This is a genomic window from Methanobrevibacter sp. (assembly GCF_045112895.1).
Taxonomy (GTDB): domain Archaea; phylum Methanobacteriota; class Methanobacteria; order Methanobacteriales; family Methanobacteriaceae; genus Methanocatella.
Genome location: NZ_JBGUIH010000009.1, coordinates 24,139 through 38,392, shown reverse-complemented (window position 1 = coordinate 38,392; position 14,254 = coordinate 24,139). Strand labels below are relative to the sequence as shown.

At 35.7% G+C, this 14,254-nt stretch carries 20 protein-coding genes; 18 read left to right on the top strand and 2 right to left on the bottom strand.

What is annotated here, in order from left to right; genetic code table 11:
- The first annotated feature begins 22 nt into the window (after positions 1–22).
- The 14 genes from rpl7ae to argH all read left to right on the top strand — a co-directional run bounded on the left by rpl7ae (position 23) and on the right by argH (position 8,507).
- Positions 23–412: a 50S ribosomal protein L7Ae gene (gene rpl7ae / locus ACJMLD_RS02210; RefSeq protein ID WP_405267557.1), complete on the top strand. Its 390-nt coding sequence runs from the start codon at positions 23–25 to the stop codon at positions 410–412.
- Positions 413–441: 29 nt separating this feature from the next.
- Positions 442–648: a 30S ribosomal protein S28e gene (locus tag ACJMLD_RS02205; protein WP_042692817.1), complete on the top strand. Its 207-nt coding sequence runs from the start codon at positions 442–444 to the stop codon at positions 646–648.
- 14 nt (positions 649–662) lie between these two features.
- Positions 663–824, top strand: coding sequence for a 50S ribosomal protein L24e (locus ACJMLD_RS02200; RefSeq protein WP_405267552.1), 162 nt, complete (start codon positions 663–665; stop codon positions 822–824).
- Positions 821–1,273, top strand: a complete 453-nt coding sequence (ndk, locus tag ACJMLD_RS02195) for a nucleoside-diphosphate kinase (protein ID WP_405267550.1) — start codon at positions 821–823, stop codon at positions 1,271–1,273. The genes ACJMLD_RS02200 and ndk overlap by 4 nt, the downstream gene beginning before the upstream one ends.
- Positions 1,274–1,310: 37 nt before the next feature.
- A complete protein-coding gene (gene infB, locus ACJMLD_RS02190) occupies positions 1,311–3,101 on the top strand; it encodes a translation initiation factor IF-2 (RefSeq protein ID WP_405267549.1) in 1,791 nt (596 codons plus the stop codon).
- Positions 3,102–3,137: 36 nt separating this feature from the next.
- Positions 3,138–3,521 (top strand): 30S ribosomal protein S6e, encoded by a 384-nt coding sequence (locus ACJMLD_RS02185; RefSeq protein ID WP_405267547.1) that lies wholly within the window; start codon positions 3,138–3,140, stop codon positions 3,519–3,521.
- 64 nt (positions 3,522–3,585) lie between these two features.
- A complete protein-coding gene (locus ACJMLD_RS02180; RefSeq protein WP_405267546.1) occupies positions 3,586–4,800 on the top strand; it encodes a translation initiation factor IF-2 subunit gamma in 1,215 nt (404 codons plus the stop codon).
- Positions 4,801–4,811: 11 nt separating this feature from the next.
- Entirely contained in the window at positions 4,812–5,204 is a 393-nt protein-coding gene (locus ACJMLD_RS02175) for a PIN domain-containing protein (RefSeq protein ID WP_405267544.1), read from the top strand.
- A gap of 39 nt (positions 5,205–5,243) precedes the next feature.
- A complete protein-coding gene (locus ACJMLD_RS02170; RefSeq protein ID WP_405267542.1) occupies positions 5,244–5,822 on the top strand; it encodes a DNA-directed RNA polymerase in 579 nt (192 codons plus the stop codon).
- 3 nt (positions 5,823–5,825) lie between these two features.
- Positions 5,826–6,002 (top strand): transcription elongation factor subunit Spt4, encoded by a 177-nt coding sequence (gene spt4 / locus ACJMLD_RS02165; RefSeq protein WP_405267540.1) that lies wholly within the window; start codon positions 5,826–5,828, stop codon positions 6,000–6,002.
- A 10-nt stretch (positions 6,003–6,012) separates the two neighbouring features.
- Positions 6,013–6,522, top strand: coding sequence for a GTP-dependent dephospho-CoA kinase family protein (locus tag ACJMLD_RS02160; protein WP_405267538.1), 510 nt, complete (start codon positions 6,013–6,015; stop codon positions 6,520–6,522).
- Between the two features lie 18 nt (positions 6,523–6,540).
- Positions 6,541–6,855 carry a 30S ribosomal protein S24e gene (locus ACJMLD_RS02155; protein WP_405267537.1) on the top strand — a complete coding sequence of 105 codons (315 nt, stop codon included), beginning with the start codon at positions 6,541–6,543 and terminating at the stop codon, positions 6,853–6,855.
- A 9-nt stretch (positions 6,856–6,864) separates the two neighbouring features.
- Positions 6,865–7,017 carry a 30S ribosomal protein S27ae gene (locus ACJMLD_RS02150; protein WP_292784086.1) on the top strand — a complete coding sequence of 51 codons (153 nt, stop codon included), beginning with the start codon at positions 6,865–6,867 and terminating at the stop codon, positions 7,015–7,017.
- Between the two features lie 68 nt (positions 7,018–7,085).
- Positions 7,086–8,507 carry an argininosuccinate lyase gene (gene argH / locus ACJMLD_RS02145; protein ID WP_405267534.1) on the top strand — a complete coding sequence of 474 codons (1,422 nt, stop codon included), beginning with the start codon at positions 7,086–7,088 and terminating at the stop codon, positions 8,505–8,507.
- A 211-nt stretch (positions 8,508–8,718) separates the two neighbouring features.
- On the opposite strand, the gene ACJMLD_RS02140 is transcribed toward argH, so the two are convergent.
- On the bottom strand, positions 8,719–8,898 hold the full coding sequence (locus tag ACJMLD_RS02140; RefSeq protein WP_405267555.1) for a hypothetical protein: 180 nt from the start codon (positions 8,896–8,898) through the stop codon (positions 8,719–8,721).
- The gene (locus ACJMLD_RS02135; protein ID WP_405267532.1) at positions 8,894–9,913 is read right to left on the bottom strand and encodes a 7-cyano-7-deazaguanine synthase; all 1,020 of its coding nucleotides are present in this window, start codon (positions 9,911–9,913) and stop codon (positions 8,894–8,896) included. The genes ACJMLD_RS02140 and ACJMLD_RS02135 overlap by 5 nt, the downstream gene beginning before the upstream one ends.
- A 98-nt stretch (positions 9,914–10,011) precedes the next feature.
- Here ACJMLD_RS02135 and ACJMLD_RS02130 point away from each other — a divergent pair, with 98 nt between their 5' ends.
- From ACJMLD_RS02130 to ACJMLD_RS02115, 4 genes are all read left to right on the top strand, one after another.
- The gene (locus ACJMLD_RS02130; RefSeq protein WP_405267530.1) at positions 10,012–11,160 is read left to right on the top strand and encodes an aldo/keto reductase; all 1,149 of its coding nucleotides are present in this window, start codon (positions 10,012–10,014) and stop codon (positions 11,158–11,160) included.
- A 50-nt stretch (positions 11,161–11,210) separates the two neighbouring features.
- A complete protein-coding gene (locus tag ACJMLD_RS02125) occupies positions 11,211–12,497 on the top strand; it encodes an O-acetylhomoserine aminocarboxypropyltransferase/cysteine synthase family protein (protein ID WP_405267529.1) in 1,287 nt (428 codons plus the stop codon).
- Positions 12,498–12,632: 135 nt separating this feature from the next.
- Complete coding sequence (locus ACJMLD_RS02120; RefSeq protein ID WP_405267527.1) at positions 12,633–13,217, top strand: hypothetical protein; 585 nt, start codon at positions 12,633–12,635, stop codon at positions 13,215–13,217.
- A 212-nt stretch (positions 13,218–13,429) separates the two neighbouring features.
- Positions 13,430–14,224: a tetratricopeptide repeat protein gene (locus tag ACJMLD_RS02115; protein WP_405267525.1), complete on the top strand. Its 795-nt coding sequence runs from the start codon at positions 13,430–13,432 to the stop codon at positions 14,222–14,224.
- Positions 14,225–14,254 lie beyond the last annotated feature (30 nt).

Here is a 14,254-nt window from a genome sequence, read left to right as displayed (position 1 = left end):
TGCCGATGGATGGCATAGCCAGATGAAAAAGGAGGTATATTTTATGGCAAACATTTATGTAAAATTTGACACACCTGAAGAATTAGCTAAACAAGCTGAAGAAGCATTAGAAACCGCACAAGCTACCGGTAAAGTAGCAAAAGGTACTAACGAAGTAACCAAATTCATCGAAAGAGGAGACGCAGCATTAGTCGTTATCGCAGAAGATGTTGATCCTGCTGAAATCGTTGCACACATTCCTGTTTTAGCTGATGAAAAAGAAATTCCTTATGTTTACTTACCTACCAAAGAACAAGTTGGTGGAGCTGCAGGTTTAACTGTTGGAACCGCATCTGCTTGTATTGTAGACGCTGGTGATGCTGAAGCTGCTGTTGCTGAAATTGCAGAAAAAGTTGCTGAATTAAAAGAATAGATTCTTTTAATTGAATTACGGTGATTTACATGGAAGAAGGAACTCCTGCTGAAGTCATTGAAGTTTTAAAAAGAACTGGTATGACTGGTGAGGTAATGCAGATTAAATGCAGAATCCTCGATGGTAGAGATAAAGGAAGAATTTTAACAAGAAACATTATGGGTCCTGTAAGAGAAGGCGACATTTTAATGTTACTTGATACAATTAGAGAAGCTAAGGAAATTAGAACTCCTTAAGAAGGTGTAAGAACATGAGAACTTGTTCATTCTGTAAAAAAGAAATTGAAGACGGTACTGGAAAAATGTACGTTAAAAGAGATGGTACAATTTATTTCTTTTGTAGCAGCAAATGTGAAAAGAATATGATCAAACTCGGAAGAGTTTCAAGAAAAGTTAAATGGGTTAAAGAATGATTCAAAAAAGTTTTGTTATGATAAAACCAGACGCTGTACAAAGACGTCTTATGGGTAAAATTTTGTCTCGTTTTGAGCAAAAAGGTCTCAAAATCGTTGCTTGTAAATTAATTCACATTGATGAAGATTTAGCTAAAACTCATTATGGAGAACATGCTGAAAAACCATTTTTCCCAAGTTTAGTTGAATACATTACTTCTTCACCATCATTAGCTATGGTAATTGAAGGAGAAGAAGCTATTACCACTATTAGAAAATTAGTCGGTGCAACTAATCCTTTAGAAGCTGATCTTGGAACTATTAGAGGAGATTTCGGTATGCACACAGGCAGAAACATTATTCATGCTTCTGATGCTCCTGAGTCTGCTGAAAGAGAAATTGCTCTTTTCTTTAATGAAGATGAAATTTGTGATTATCAAATTGTTGATAACGATTTAATTTATGAATAGATTTAAATTTTAAAGATTTATTATTAAAGACGATATTATGAAAATCAGATCCCCGATTGTATCAGTTTTAGGACATGTAGACCATGGAAAAACTACATTGTTAGATTATATTAGAGGTAGTACTATCGCAGATAAGGAAGCAGGTGGTATTACCCAACATATTGGTGCTACTGAAATTCCAAACGATACCATTGAAGAAATCTGTGGAAATTTTATATCAAGATTAACTATCAAAGATTTAATACCGGGTTTGTTCTTCATCGATACTCCGGGTCACGCCGCATTCACTAGTTTAAGAAAACGTGGTGGAGCATTAGCAGATTTGGCGGTTTTAATTGTTGACATTAATGACGGATTCAAACCACAGACCTATGAAGCATTGAATATTCTTAAGATGTATAGAACCCCATTTATTGTTGTTGCCAACAAAATCGATATGCTTTTTGGTTGGGAAACACATGAAGGTGCTTCTTTTAAAGAATCTTTCAATCAACAGGCTCCAAGTGTTCAACAAGACTTGGACTTAAAAGTTTATGAGATTGTAGGAACTCTCCACAAGGAAGGTTTCCAATCTGAAAGATTTGATAGGGTAAGTGATTTTGCTTCACAGATTAGTATTATTCCTATTAGTGCTAAATCTGGTGAAGGAATCATTGAAGTTTTGGCAATGTTGCTTGGGCTTGCTCAAGAGTATTTGACTGAACAATTGGAAATTAATGAAGATGCTCCTGCTAAAGGTACTGTGTTGGAGATTAAGGAAGAAGTCGGATTAGGTCTTACTGTTGATAGCATTATTTATGATGGTGTTTTAAGAACCAATGATGAAATTGCTTTAATAACCTCTTCAAATGAAGTTCTAACAACTAAGGTCAGGTCTATTTTAAGGCCGCTTCCGCTTGAAGAGATGAGGGATTCTAAAAAGAAATTCAGAAAATTTGATGAAGTCGTTGCGGCTGCAGGTATTAAAATTGCAGCTCCTAATTTAGATGATGTCGTTTCAGGTTCACCGCTTAGGGTATTGAATGCGGATGAGGATGTGGAAGAGGAACTCTTAAAAGAAATTGAGGACATTACCATTAATACTGAAGATGAAGGTATTCTAGTTAAAGCAGATACATTGGGCTCTCTTGAAGCTGTTGTTAAGTTATTAAAAGAATTGGACATTCCAATTCGTGAAGCGGATATCGGTGATATAAGCCGTAGGGATATAATCAATTCATCCATCGCATTAAATGAGAATGATGCACACGGAGTTATCATTGCTTTTAATGTGGATGTTCATCCAAATTCCGTAGAGGATCTTAACAAATCCGAAGTAAAACTCTTCAAAGGCGATGTAATATATCAAATCATCGAAGATTACGAAGCATGGATTGACGAAATGGAAAGGGCTAAGAAGAAAGCGTTTTACAATGCAATCATCAAGCCTGCAAAATTCATGGCTTTGCCTAAATTAGTTTTCCGCCAAAGCAAACCTGCCATTGTTGGAATTGAATCAATCAGCGGTACAATCAAACAAGGTCAAACTTTAATCAACAAACATGGCGAGTATGTCGGCGTGATAGCCAGTATGGAAGATAAAGGTGAAACATTGCCTGATATTTCTAGAGGTCAAAGGGTAGCTATGGCTATTAAAGACGCCGTTGTTGGAAAACATTTCGATGAAGGGGATGAATTATACGTTGATGTTCCTGAAAAACATTATAAGTTTATTGAAAGAGAATTCAAGGAAAAATTAACTGAAGATGAATTTGAAACTTTATACGAATTTGTTGAGATCAAACGTAAAAAAGATCCTGATTGGGGTAAATTCGGTCTTTTCGAATAATAAATTAAGATTATAAAAAAATTATGGAGGAATACCATGGCATTCAAAGTTGTTGTGTCTCAAAAAGCTGAAACTCATCAAATTGAAATCGATGAAACTAAAGCTCTTAACGGATTAGTCATCGGCGACGAATTTGATGGTGGAATTGTTGGTTTAGATGGTTACACTTTAAAAATCACTGGCGGTAGTGATAAGAATGGTTTTACCATGAAAAAAGATGTTTCTGGTACCAGAAGAATCAAAAGTTTATTAACTGGAGGTATCGGTTATCATCCTAAAGCAGATGGTGTTAAAAGAAGAAAAACTGTTAGAGGAAACACTATTGCTGAAGATATTGTACAAATCAACACTGTAGTTACTAAAGCTGGAAATAAATCAATAGCTGAAATTCTTGGTGCTGGTGAAGAAGAGGAAGAATAGTTTTACTATTTTTCTTATTTAACTTTTAAGCTGAATTAAAATTATTTAAAAAAGGTGGTTATCTGTGAACGTACAGTCAGATGTTAACATAGGTTTAGTTGGTCATGTAGACCATGGTAAGACTACTCTTACTAAAGCATTATCAGGAATATGGACTGATACTCACAGTGAAGAAACAAAAAGAGGTATTTCAATCCGTTTAGGTTACGCGGACATAGAATTTAGGAAATGTCCTAACTGCGATGAACCTGAATGTTACACTACTTCTGATAAATGTGAAATCTGTGGGAGCGAAACTGAATTAATTAGAAAAGTATCATTTGTTGATGCTCCAGGTCACGAAACTCTTATGGCAACCATGTTATCCGGTGCTGCAATTATGGATGGTGCAGTATTGGTTATTGCTGCTAATGAGACTTGTCCACAACCACAAACTAAGGAACATCTTATGGCACTTGATGTTATTGGTGTTAAAGATGTAATAGTAGTTCAAAATAAAGTTGATATTGTTTCAAAAGAAAGAGCTATTGAAAGTTATAATGAAATTAAGGAATTTGTTAAAGGCACTTGTGCTGAAGATGCTTTAATAATACCTGTATCTGCTCAACAAGGAGCAAATGTAGATATATTAATCGAAGCAATGCTTAAACAAATCGAACCTCCGGAAAGGAATATTGATGATACTGCGTTAATGCACGTTGCAAGATCCTTTGATATTAATAAACCGGGTTCTGGTGCAGATAAGATAAAAGGCGGAGTTATTGGTGGTACTTTGATTCAAGGTACTTTCAAACTTGGCGACACTATTGAAATCAGACCGGGCCCTACTAATGAAGGTCAAAGACTCACTTTAACATCCGAAATCATTGGTCTTGAAGCTAATGGAAAACAGGTTGAAGAGGTTGGTCCTGGAGGCCTTGTAGGTATTGCAACCAAATTAGACCCATCCTTAACCAAATCTGATTCATTGTCAGGTACTGTTGCCGGTGAAGTAGGTACATTACCAGATGTATTGGATAGTTTTTCAATGGAAGCTAATTTGCTTGACCGTGTTGTAGGTACAAAAGAAGAACGTGAAGTTGCTCCAATTAAAATTAAAGAGCCTTTAATGATTAATTGCGGTACTACAACAACAATAGGTATTGTCACATCTACTAAGAAAAACGATGTTGATGTAACTCTTAAATTGCCTGTTTGCGCAAGCCCAGGTGACAGAGTAGCTTTAAGTCGTAGAGTCGGAGCTCGTTGGAGATTAATTGGTTACGGTATTATTAAGTAGAGGTAAAAATAATGGACTCTAAAGAAGTTGTGATTGATACCAATTTTTTTATGGTTCCTTTTCAGTTCAATGTTGATATAATCACTGAACTTGAAAAAATATTACCCTCTTATAAACTAACAACTCCAAGCTTTGTTATCAATGAATTGAAGGGTTTGAAAAATAACAGTAAAGGAAAAATAAGGCTAAATGCAAATTTGGCTTTAAAACTAGCTAATTCTTCAAAAGTTGAAATAAAGGATATTTCATTACTTGAAAATGAAACTGTGGATGATGCGTTGCTTAGAGTTTCAGAAGTTTTAGCTACAAACGATATTGAATTAAAGAATCGTGCAAAAAATAAAGGAATAACTGTTGCATATTTAAGACAAAAAAAATATATTGCTATTGAAGGTAAAATATAATATTAATTAAACTTACTAATAATTAAATGAGGGATTATTTTGTATTATAAAACAAAAATTAAGGATATTGTAAGAATACCACCTTACAGATTTGAAGATCCTCTTGAAGAAGTTGCTATACAAACTTTAAACAAGACTTACGAAGGTCGTTTAGACAAAAAACTCGGTTTACTCATTTGTGTTGATAAGATAGTGGACATTAAAGAAGGTAAACTCATTATGGGTGATGGTGCATCATATCATAATGTTGTCTTCGAAGCTATTTTCTTTAAACCTGAGCAACATGAGATTTTTGACGGTGAAGTAATCGATATTGCTGATTACGGTGCTTTTGTAAGGATTGGACCTATGGATGGTTTGATTCATGTTTCCCAAGTAACTGATGACTACATTAATTACGACGGTAAAAGAGGAGCTTTAATTGCAAAAGAATCTAATAAAACTTTAGATGTTGGTGACCTAGTTAGAGCTAGAGCAGTCAGCGTTTCCATCAAAGATGAATCCACCAACAGTAGGGAAAATCATAGGAATTCCAAGATTCCACTTACTATGAGACAAACCAACTTAGGTAGGTTCGAGTGGATTGAAGAAGCAAAACAAAAAAATAAGAAGGCGTAGATAATGAAAGCTTGTACTAGTTGTAAAATGATTTCAAATAAGGATCACTGTCCTAATTGCGGAAGTCCAACATCAGATAATTGGAGTGGTCTTTTGATTATAACAGATCCTGCCGAATCCAGAGTAGCTAAAGAATTGAATATTACAGTCCCTGGTGAATATTGTTTAAGAGTAAGATAGAGGGTTTTTTGTGTTACGTTTAGATGCAGAATTGAATGAAGATATAATAATTGAGCTTAAAAAGCCTCTTGGTAAGTTATATCCTAACTTTGAAGATGCAATAGATGAAATAAAGTCTTCAGAGTTTTTAATTTCTGTCGGCGATGCAACATTCGATAATCTTACAAAATACGAATTATATCCTGATATTGGTATAATTGATAATTTAATTCAAAGAAAAAATCATACTCACGAAATTATACGCGCAGACCACATTTTAAAGGCAGTCAATCCTGCGGGGTGCATTACAGATGATCTATGGGAAACCATAGGCCAGGCTCTTGAATTATCTAACAGTGGCGAATGTTATGTAATCGATGTGGCCGGGGAAGAAGATCTTGCAGTTCTTCCTTGCATCTTAATGGCAAATCCGGAAACTACCATTTTATATGGTCAGCCAAATGAAGGGTTAGTGCTTTTAAAAGTTTGCGATTTAAAAAATAAAGCTCAAATGCTTATAGACGGATTTATTAAAGAATAAATTAAATGAGGTTTTATCATGGAAATCGAATTTATTGAAGAAAAAGAAAATAAATTATTTAACAGAAAAGAAATTAAATTTTATGTTGATTATGATGGAGAAGCAACTCCAAAAGTCTTAGACATTAAATCTAAATTAGTTGCTTTATTAAACACTAAAAAGGATTTACTTGTTGTTGACAATGTACAACCTCACTACGGTGAACCTAAAGCATTAGGTTATGCAAAAGTTTATGACACTGTAGATGATTTACAATACATTGAAGCTAAACATGTTTTAGCTAAAAATGAAGAACCTGAAGAAGAACCTGCTGAAGATGCAGAAGAAGAATAGGTGATTTGAATGGTAAGAAAATCTGATCTTTACAAAGTAGACGGAGACAAAATTGAAAGAAAAAATCCAATTTGCCCTCGTTGTGGTGAAGGTGTATTCATGGCTGACCATGGTGACAGATTCGCTTGTGGTAAATGCGGATACACTGAAATGAAAAAATAAGATTTCTAAAATCTTTTTTTCTTTTTTTATTTATTTTTATTTTCAATTATTTTTAAGAAGGGATTTCTTTGGATAATATTAGAAATGGTCGTTTTAAGACTGGAATGACTGATGAAGCCGCTATTTACACTTCATCTCTTGAAGCAGATAAACTTCTTTTTGAAGCAGACATCAAAACTAATTTTGCACACACTTCAATGCTAAAGCATGAGGGAATTGTTGATGAGGAAATTGCCGATAAAATTTTATGTGCACTTGACTGTCTTAAGGAAGAGGGTTATGACGCATTGGTCTTTGATCCATCTGTTGAAGATGTTCATATGGCTATTGAAAACTATGTAACTTCAAAAATCGGTCCCGAAGCGGGATTTATGCATACTGCCAAGTCACGTAATGACCAGGTTGCATGTGATGTCAGATTAGTCTTAAGGGAAATGATTGAAGAGATTCAAATAGGTATTCTGGAGTTTATGGAGGGTCTTGTTGAAATGGCCGGTGAGCATTTGGAGGATGTTTTCATAGGTTTCACTCATCTGCAGCATGCCCAGCCGGTTACAATCGCTCATCATTTGATGGCTCACGTACAAGCTCTCAAAAGGGACTATGAACGTTTGGCCGATACCTACAAACGTGTTAACCTAAACCCGTTAGGTTCAGCCGCAATGGCTACCACCAGCTTTCCGATTAACAGGCAGTTGACAACAGATCTGCTTGGCTTTGATGCATATCTTGAAAACTCTATGGACGGTGTTTCAGCAAGGGATTTCATTGCAGAAACAGTCTTTGATTTGGTGGCATTGTCATCCACTTTGGCCAAAATCTGTGAAGAATTGGTCTTATGGAGCACTTATGAATTTGGCGTCATTGAGATGGCGGATGAATATTCATCAACTTCTTCTATTATGCCTCAAAAGAAAAACCCTGACGTTGCCGAACTTGCAAGAGGAAAAACCAGCATTGCAACAGGCGAGCTAATCACTATCTTAACTATCCTTAAGGCCATTCCATATACTTACAATAGGGACTTGCAAGAAATCACCCCTCATCTATGGAATGCAGTTAAAGTGACAAAAGACACTTTGTCAATTGTTACTAAGATGATGTTGTCTGTCGAATTCAAGGTAGAAAGATGCGCTGAACTTGCCGGCAAAAACTTTGCAACAGCAACCGACCTTGCAGACATTATGGTTCGCGAAAAGCAGATTCCATTCAGAACCGCTCACAAGATAGTTGGAAGAATTGTAAACGAGGCCACTGCAAGCAACATGGTCGAAGAGGACATCACTTCCAAGTTCATTGATGATATTGCAGTTGAATTGGGTTTTGATGAGCTGAATTTATCTGATGAACTTATTCAAAACGCTTTAAATCCAGCTGAAAACGTTAGAATCAGAGCCGTTCCGGGAGGTCCTGCTCCTGAAATGGTTGATATTGCTCGCGATAACATCAAAGCATTCTTAAATGATGAATTTGAAAGACATGGAATTTAATCAAATTCCTATATTTTTTTAACAAAAATTAGTTTTAGGTATACCTAAACTTTATATACTTTTAGAAATAATATAATAATGCAGATATAATCTCTGATTATTGATGCTTGTTGTTGGGAGATACTATAGAATACTTATAATTTCCTCGTTGAATTCAATAAGTAGAGCTCAGCTTCTATATTATCTCAGCAACAACCATTGAAAACTGTTTTTAATGATTTTTTGATTCCATGTAGCTGTCATGAATCTCTTTTGCAAGCTCATCATCACCTTCGATAATAGGTCCGGTATAGTCACAGTCATAACATACCCATTGGGACCAGTTCTGAGGTATGATCCACTTCACTTTTTTAGATCCGCATCTTGGACAAATTTTGTGCATCATATTAATCAATCTTGTAGAAACTCCATATTAAATCTAATGCTTCACCGGGCTCAAGTGCACCTGAACGGGTTTCCCTTAATATTCTCTGTATTGAAAATTTCTTCATGTATGGGAATTTCCTGTGCACTTCATATAGCAGCGGGCAACCGAATCCCTTAAACTCACTTAAATCATATCTTCGAATTAAGGATTTTATCTCTTGCTTGCCAACACTTAAACTTGCCGGTAGGTTCAAGCGATATAATGAATCCTCTTGCATATTTATGCATTGACTGCCAGTTGCAAGCATATCACCAAAGACAATTATCGGTATTTTGTTAACTTTTGCATATTCCTTTACCAGTTCTGAGGTATTCTTGGAACATCTTCCGCATGGGTGAACCTTGCCTGTAAATGATTCATTGATAATTTCAGAATAGTCGGCATCAATGTATTCATGTTTGATTTCTAAAGATTTGGTCAATAGTTCAATATTCCTTTTGAATTGTTTTGGCAAAATTATTGTTCCGGGGTCAACCGTAACGGCTATTGGATTGAATCCAAGCTTTTTTGCCAAAATTAGAGAAAAGCTGCTGTCGACACCGCCTGATAGGGCAACAACAGCTTCCGTATTTTTCGATTCATCAAATTCATTTTCACTAAGGTAGGTCTCGAAGTTAAAGCTGTAGATGTTTTCAAGCTTGCTTTCGATAGCTTTTTCCAAGTTTCTTATGCCTGTCAAGTTTGAATTTAGGTTATGTACAGTTTTCTTAGACAATTTTAACTTGTACTCATTATTTAAAAAGTCTCCATAAGATTCGACATGAATACTATTCAAATTTAACTTTTCACGCAGTTTTCCAACTACCCAGCCGCCTTTTCCAATAATGGCCGATTTGTCTGGACGGTCTTCCGTAATAATCCATAATTCGCTGGTATCCTCATTGAAGTATATCTTTTCAATAAAAATATTGACTTCATCATGGCCTATTTCCCTTCTTATGGAATTGACTTCATCTAAGATAAATTCTTTAGTGTACATCTTTCACCTAATATATTATTTCAAACTTTCTTGTAATAAAGTTTTAATTAAAAAATTTTAAAAATTTCTTCAAATAAATATAATCTTGAGGGAATGATATGGAATATAGGACTTTAGGCAGCACTGGCATTAAAGTATCTGAAATCGCTTTTGGCGCCGAATTTCTAGTTGAACGACCTTATGAGGATACGGAAGTTTTAATTAAGGCTTGTGAAGAGAATGGAATCAATTTTGTTGACTGCTGGATGAGCGAACCGGATGTGCGTTCACACTTAGGCCGTGCCATTAAGGATAATCGTGAAAATTGGGTTATTCAAGGCCATATAGGTTCAACTTGGCAGAATGAACAGTATGTAAGAACCCGTGAAATGGATAAGGTAATTCCAGCATTTGAAGACTTCATGGAAAGATTTCAAATTGATACGCTTGATTTTGGAATGATCCATTATGTTGACCAGTTGGATGATTATAATGAGATTATGGATGGTCCCTTTATTGAGTATGTTCGCAAGCTAAAGGATGAAGGAACAATAGAACATATTGGTTTAAGCACCCATAATCCTGATATAGGCCTTTTAGCAGCAAAAAACCCTGAAATTGAATTGTTAATGTTTTCAATCAATCCCGCTTTTGATATGTTCGATTCTATGGACGATATTGAGGAATATAGAAAAGAGGATGCCTATGATGGCGAATTTTCAAGCATGAATCCTAAAAGGGCGGAATTGTATAGTATTTGTGAAGAGAACGGAACTGCACTGACGGTAATGAAAGGCTTTGCCGGGGGAAATCTGCTTGCAGATGAGACATCCCCATTTGGTGTGGCGCTGACTCCTGTTCAATGCATTCATTATGCGCTGTCTCAGAAAGGGGTTTCAAGCATTTTTGTAGGCGTGAAAACTGTTGAAGAACTCCTGGAATCATTGAAATACTGCAGTGCAGACGAAGCTGAAAGGGATTATGCTGAAATATTGAAGAACGCTCCGAAACATTCATTCAAGGGGCAATGCACTTACTGCGGCCATTGCGCTCCCTGCAGTTCAGGAATTGACATAGCAATGGTGAATAAATTGTTTGACCTTGCAAAAAACCATGATGCAGTGCCTCAAAGCATACAAGAGCATTATAATAACTTGAAATATAATGCAACCGACTGCATTGCCTGTGGTGAATGTGAGCCAAGATGCCCCTTTGAAGTCTATATTGTAGATGTGATGTTGGATGCTCAGGATTTGTTTGGATTTTAGATAATTAAAAGTTTAATAGTATTATTTAACAAATATTTAATGTGATTATTATGGCGTATGAAATTAAAAACAAAAAGAATATATCAACAATTGGTGTGCATGCCGGTCAGGAAGAAGTTGACGAGACCGGTTCAAGGGTGACACCTATCTATCAGACTACATCTTATGTATTTGAATCATCCGAGCAGGCTGCAAACAGATTTGCGCTTAAGGAAGGAGGAAACATTTACACAAGACTTACAAACCCTACCACTGAAGCCTTTGAAAAGAGAATGGCGGCTATTGAAGGCGGAACCGCAGCCTATGCAACAGCTTCTGGAATGGCAGCCATCTTTTATGCAATCATTAACTTGACAAAAGTAGGGGACAATATAGTTTCAGCGGATAACTTGTATGGCGGAACATATGAACTATTTGAAAATACTTTAGAGGAATTGGGCCGTACCGTAACATTTGTCGACTCCCAGTCTCCTGAACTGTTTGAGGAAGCTATCGATGACAAGACAAAAGCAATCTATGTTGAGTCAATCGGAAACCCTAAATTGGATATTCCGGACTTTGACAGGTTGGCTGAAATCGCACATTCACATGGAATTCCATTGATAGCAGACAATACAGTTGGAATAGGATCTGTAAGGCCATTTGACCATGGTGCGGATATCATTGCATCATCTGCGACAAAATATATTGGCGGCCATGGAACTACCCTTGGAGGAATCATCATTGAAAAGGGTGACTTTGACTGGATGAACGGAAAGTTTCCGACATTGTCCGAACCAGATGCAACATATAATGGATTGGTTTTTGCAGAAACATTTGAAGGCGCCGCCTTTACAACAAGAATCAGGGCAGTCGTTGGAAGAGATACAGGTGCTGTTCCTTCTCCGTTCGGATCATTCTTATTATTGCAGGGCCTTGAAACTTTAGGTCTAAGGATTGAAAGGCATGCCTCAAATGCAATGGCCGTTGCAAAACATTTGGAGGCACATCCAAAGGTGGCTTGGGTGACATATTCAGGATTGGAATCTTCCCCAAACCATGAAGTCGCTAAAAAGTATGCAGAAAAGGGCTATGGCGGAATCGTGTCATTCGGTCTTAAGGCAGGATATGACGGCGCTTTGAAATTCATTGAAAGCGTTGAATTGATTTCATTTTTAGCGAATATCGGCGATGCAAAATCATTGGTAACCCACCCGGCTTCAACAACACATTCACAGTTGTCCGAAGAGCAGCAGTTATCCACCGGAGTAACACCAGATTTAATCAGATTTTCCGTCGGAATTGAAGACATTGAAGATATTTTGGCCGATGTTGACCAAGCTTTAGAAAAAGTTTAATTTTTCTGTCAAATGTAAATAATATTTTACATTTATTTTCACTTTTTATAAAATCCTACAAAAATGTTATATAAATCTAACTTAAAAATAAATAATTAGAGATGCTAGGCTCAATAAAAATTGTAGGAGGTGAAAATGATGGACAAAAAAATGAAGATTATTCTTGCAGTTGTGGCAGTAATAATCATCGCTATTTTAGGTGTATTCTTATTCTTAAGCAATAGTGATGTTACTTTAAGCGGATTGGATTCTCAAGTCACCCTTCCGAATAATTATACCTTAGACGACAAAGGTGTTGCAACATTAGGGGATGTAGGTATTTATTATACTGGAATCCAGGGTGGAGATACGAATTCTGTAGATGATTTCTATAAAGCTCTTAAATCCAACGGAAAAGATTCAGGATATCAAAATATTACCACTGATAAAATAAACGGATTTAAAGTTTATGAATTCGCAGCAAATCCAAAAGAACTTAAGAACGTATCATCTGATAGGGAATATTCCGGAAACCAATATTCCTGGACTGAATATCCACCATACATACCATACAAAGGCATGACCGATATGGATGTTGACCACTTCAGATATATTGGATTCATTAATCCGAATACTAAAACCTTAAGTGAATTAACAATATTCACCAACAATTCAGATGTAAACTTATACAGCAAAGATATTGATGCAATTATTAACAGTATTGCTCCAATAGCTGAATAGAATAAATTTTTATTCTTTTTCTTTTTTTCTTTTTTTCCATTATTATGCATTCATTATTTAATTGGATGTTAATACAATCGCTTTTACAAAAAATCCATTGATTTTACATTTTTTAAAGGAAATCATCACTTTCAATCAATATAATCAAATGCAAATGTTTTTATATAGGTTCGTGTCAATTAATAGCATTCAATATCTTGTGGGTGATACTCATGAAAAACAACACAAAAGATTTTGAAGAAATAAAAGTAAACAAAAGAAGTACAGATAGGCTATATTTCGAAAATCCAGCAGTTCAGTCCATCTATAACAGGATTGAATTTTTGAAAGAAGAACATGAATCTCTATTAAAGGAGATAGATTCAAAATATCTAAAACAGATAATGGATAATTTTGATGTTGAAGAATTTGGAGAAGTTTCCATCAATAGGATTTATGATGCTGTAGATGAGGCATCACAGCTTAAGGATAACGTTCTTAACAGCATTGAATTGCCGGAATTTATTAAGGATTCCTCAAACAACATGAAATTTGCTTTAAATAGGGATGAAACATACATCAGAAAAGCAAAAAGGAAACTAAAAACAGATACTCACGAATCAAATGTCAGGATTATAGAGCTTTGCGATAAGGCAATCGAAGTGAATTACTCAAATTGGGAAGCATATTACCTTAAGGGAATTGCATTGATCAATTTGGACAAATATGATGATGCAATTGATGAGCTGACCAAATCATTAGCCTTAAATGAGGATAATGCTGATGCAAGGATGTATATTGCATTCGCGTACCTATTCAAATTGGAATATGAAAATGCGATTGACTTTTTCGATTACATTCTGGAAGTCGACGGCAAGTCATATGACGCTTTGAAGGGAAAGGCTGTAACCTACTATTACTGGGAAAAGTATGATGAAGCAGCTAAATTTTTCAGAAGAGCGGCTTCAATCGAACCTTTGGACGAAAAATCAAAAGAAATGTTGGATGAATGCATTTCCAAAAACTAAGTTGATTTTTGACTTTAAGTGAATTAATAT

What these genes read in the sequence shown, in the direction of transcription:
- rpl7ae (WP_405267557.1), top strand. Translation starts at nt 23, where the DNA reads ATGAAAAAGGAGGTATATTTTATGGCAAACATTTATGTAAAATTTGAC.
- ACJMLD_RS02205 (WP_042692817.1), top strand. Translation starts at nt 442, where the DNA reads ATGGAAGAAGGAACTCCTGCTGAAGTCATTGAAGTTTTAAAAAGAACT.
- ACJMLD_RS02200 (WP_405267552.1), top strand. Translation starts at nt 663, where the DNA reads ATGAGAACTTGTTCATTCTGTAAAAAAGAAATTGAAGACGGTACTGGA.
- ndk (WP_405267550.1), top strand. Translation starts at nt 821, where the DNA reads ATGATTCAAAAAAGTTTTGTTATGATAAAACCAGACGCTGTACAAAGA.
- infB (WP_405267549.1), top strand. Translation starts at nt 1,311, where the DNA reads ATGAAAATCAGATCCCCGATTGTATCAGTTTTAGGACATGTAGACCAT.
- ACJMLD_RS02185 (WP_405267547.1), top strand. Translation starts at nt 3,138, where the DNA reads ATGGCATTCAAAGTTGTTGTGTCTCAAAAAGCTGAAACTCATCAAATT.
- ACJMLD_RS02175 (WP_405267544.1), top strand. Translation starts at nt 4,812, where the DNA reads ATGGACTCTAAAGAAGTTGTGATTGATACCAATTTTTTTATGGTTCCT.
- spt4 (WP_405267540.1), top strand. Translation starts at nt 5,826, where the DNA reads ATGAAAGCTTGTACTAGTTGTAAAATGATTTCAAATAAGGATCACTGT.
- ACJMLD_RS02155 (WP_405267537.1), top strand. Translation starts at nt 6,541, where the DNA reads ATGGAAATCGAATTTATTGAAGAAAAAGAAAATAAATTATTTAACAGA.
- ACJMLD_RS02150 (WP_292784086.1), top strand. Translation starts at nt 6,865, where the DNA reads ATGGTAAGAAAATCTGATCTTTACAAAGTAGACGGAGACAAAATTGAA.
- ACJMLD_RS02135 (WP_405267532.1), bottom strand. Translation starts at nt 9,913, where the DNA reads ATGTACACTAAAGAATTTATCTTAGATGAAGTCAATTCCATAAGAAGG.
- ACJMLD_RS02130 (WP_405267530.1), top strand. Translation starts at nt 10,012, where the DNA reads ATGGAATATAGGACTTTAGGCAGCACTGGCATTAAAGTATCTGAAATC.
- ACJMLD_RS02125 (WP_405267529.1), top strand. Translation starts at nt 11,211, where the DNA reads ATGGCGTATGAAATTAAAAACAAAAAGAATATATCAACAATTGGTGTG.
- ACJMLD_RS02120 (WP_405267527.1), top strand. Translation starts at nt 12,633, where the DNA reads ATGATGGACAAAAAAATGAAGATTATTCTTGCAGTTGTGGCAGTAATA.
- ACJMLD_RS02115 (WP_405267525.1), top strand. Translation starts at nt 13,430, where the DNA reads ATGAAAAACAACACAAAAGATTTTGAAGAAATAAAAGTAAACAAAAGA.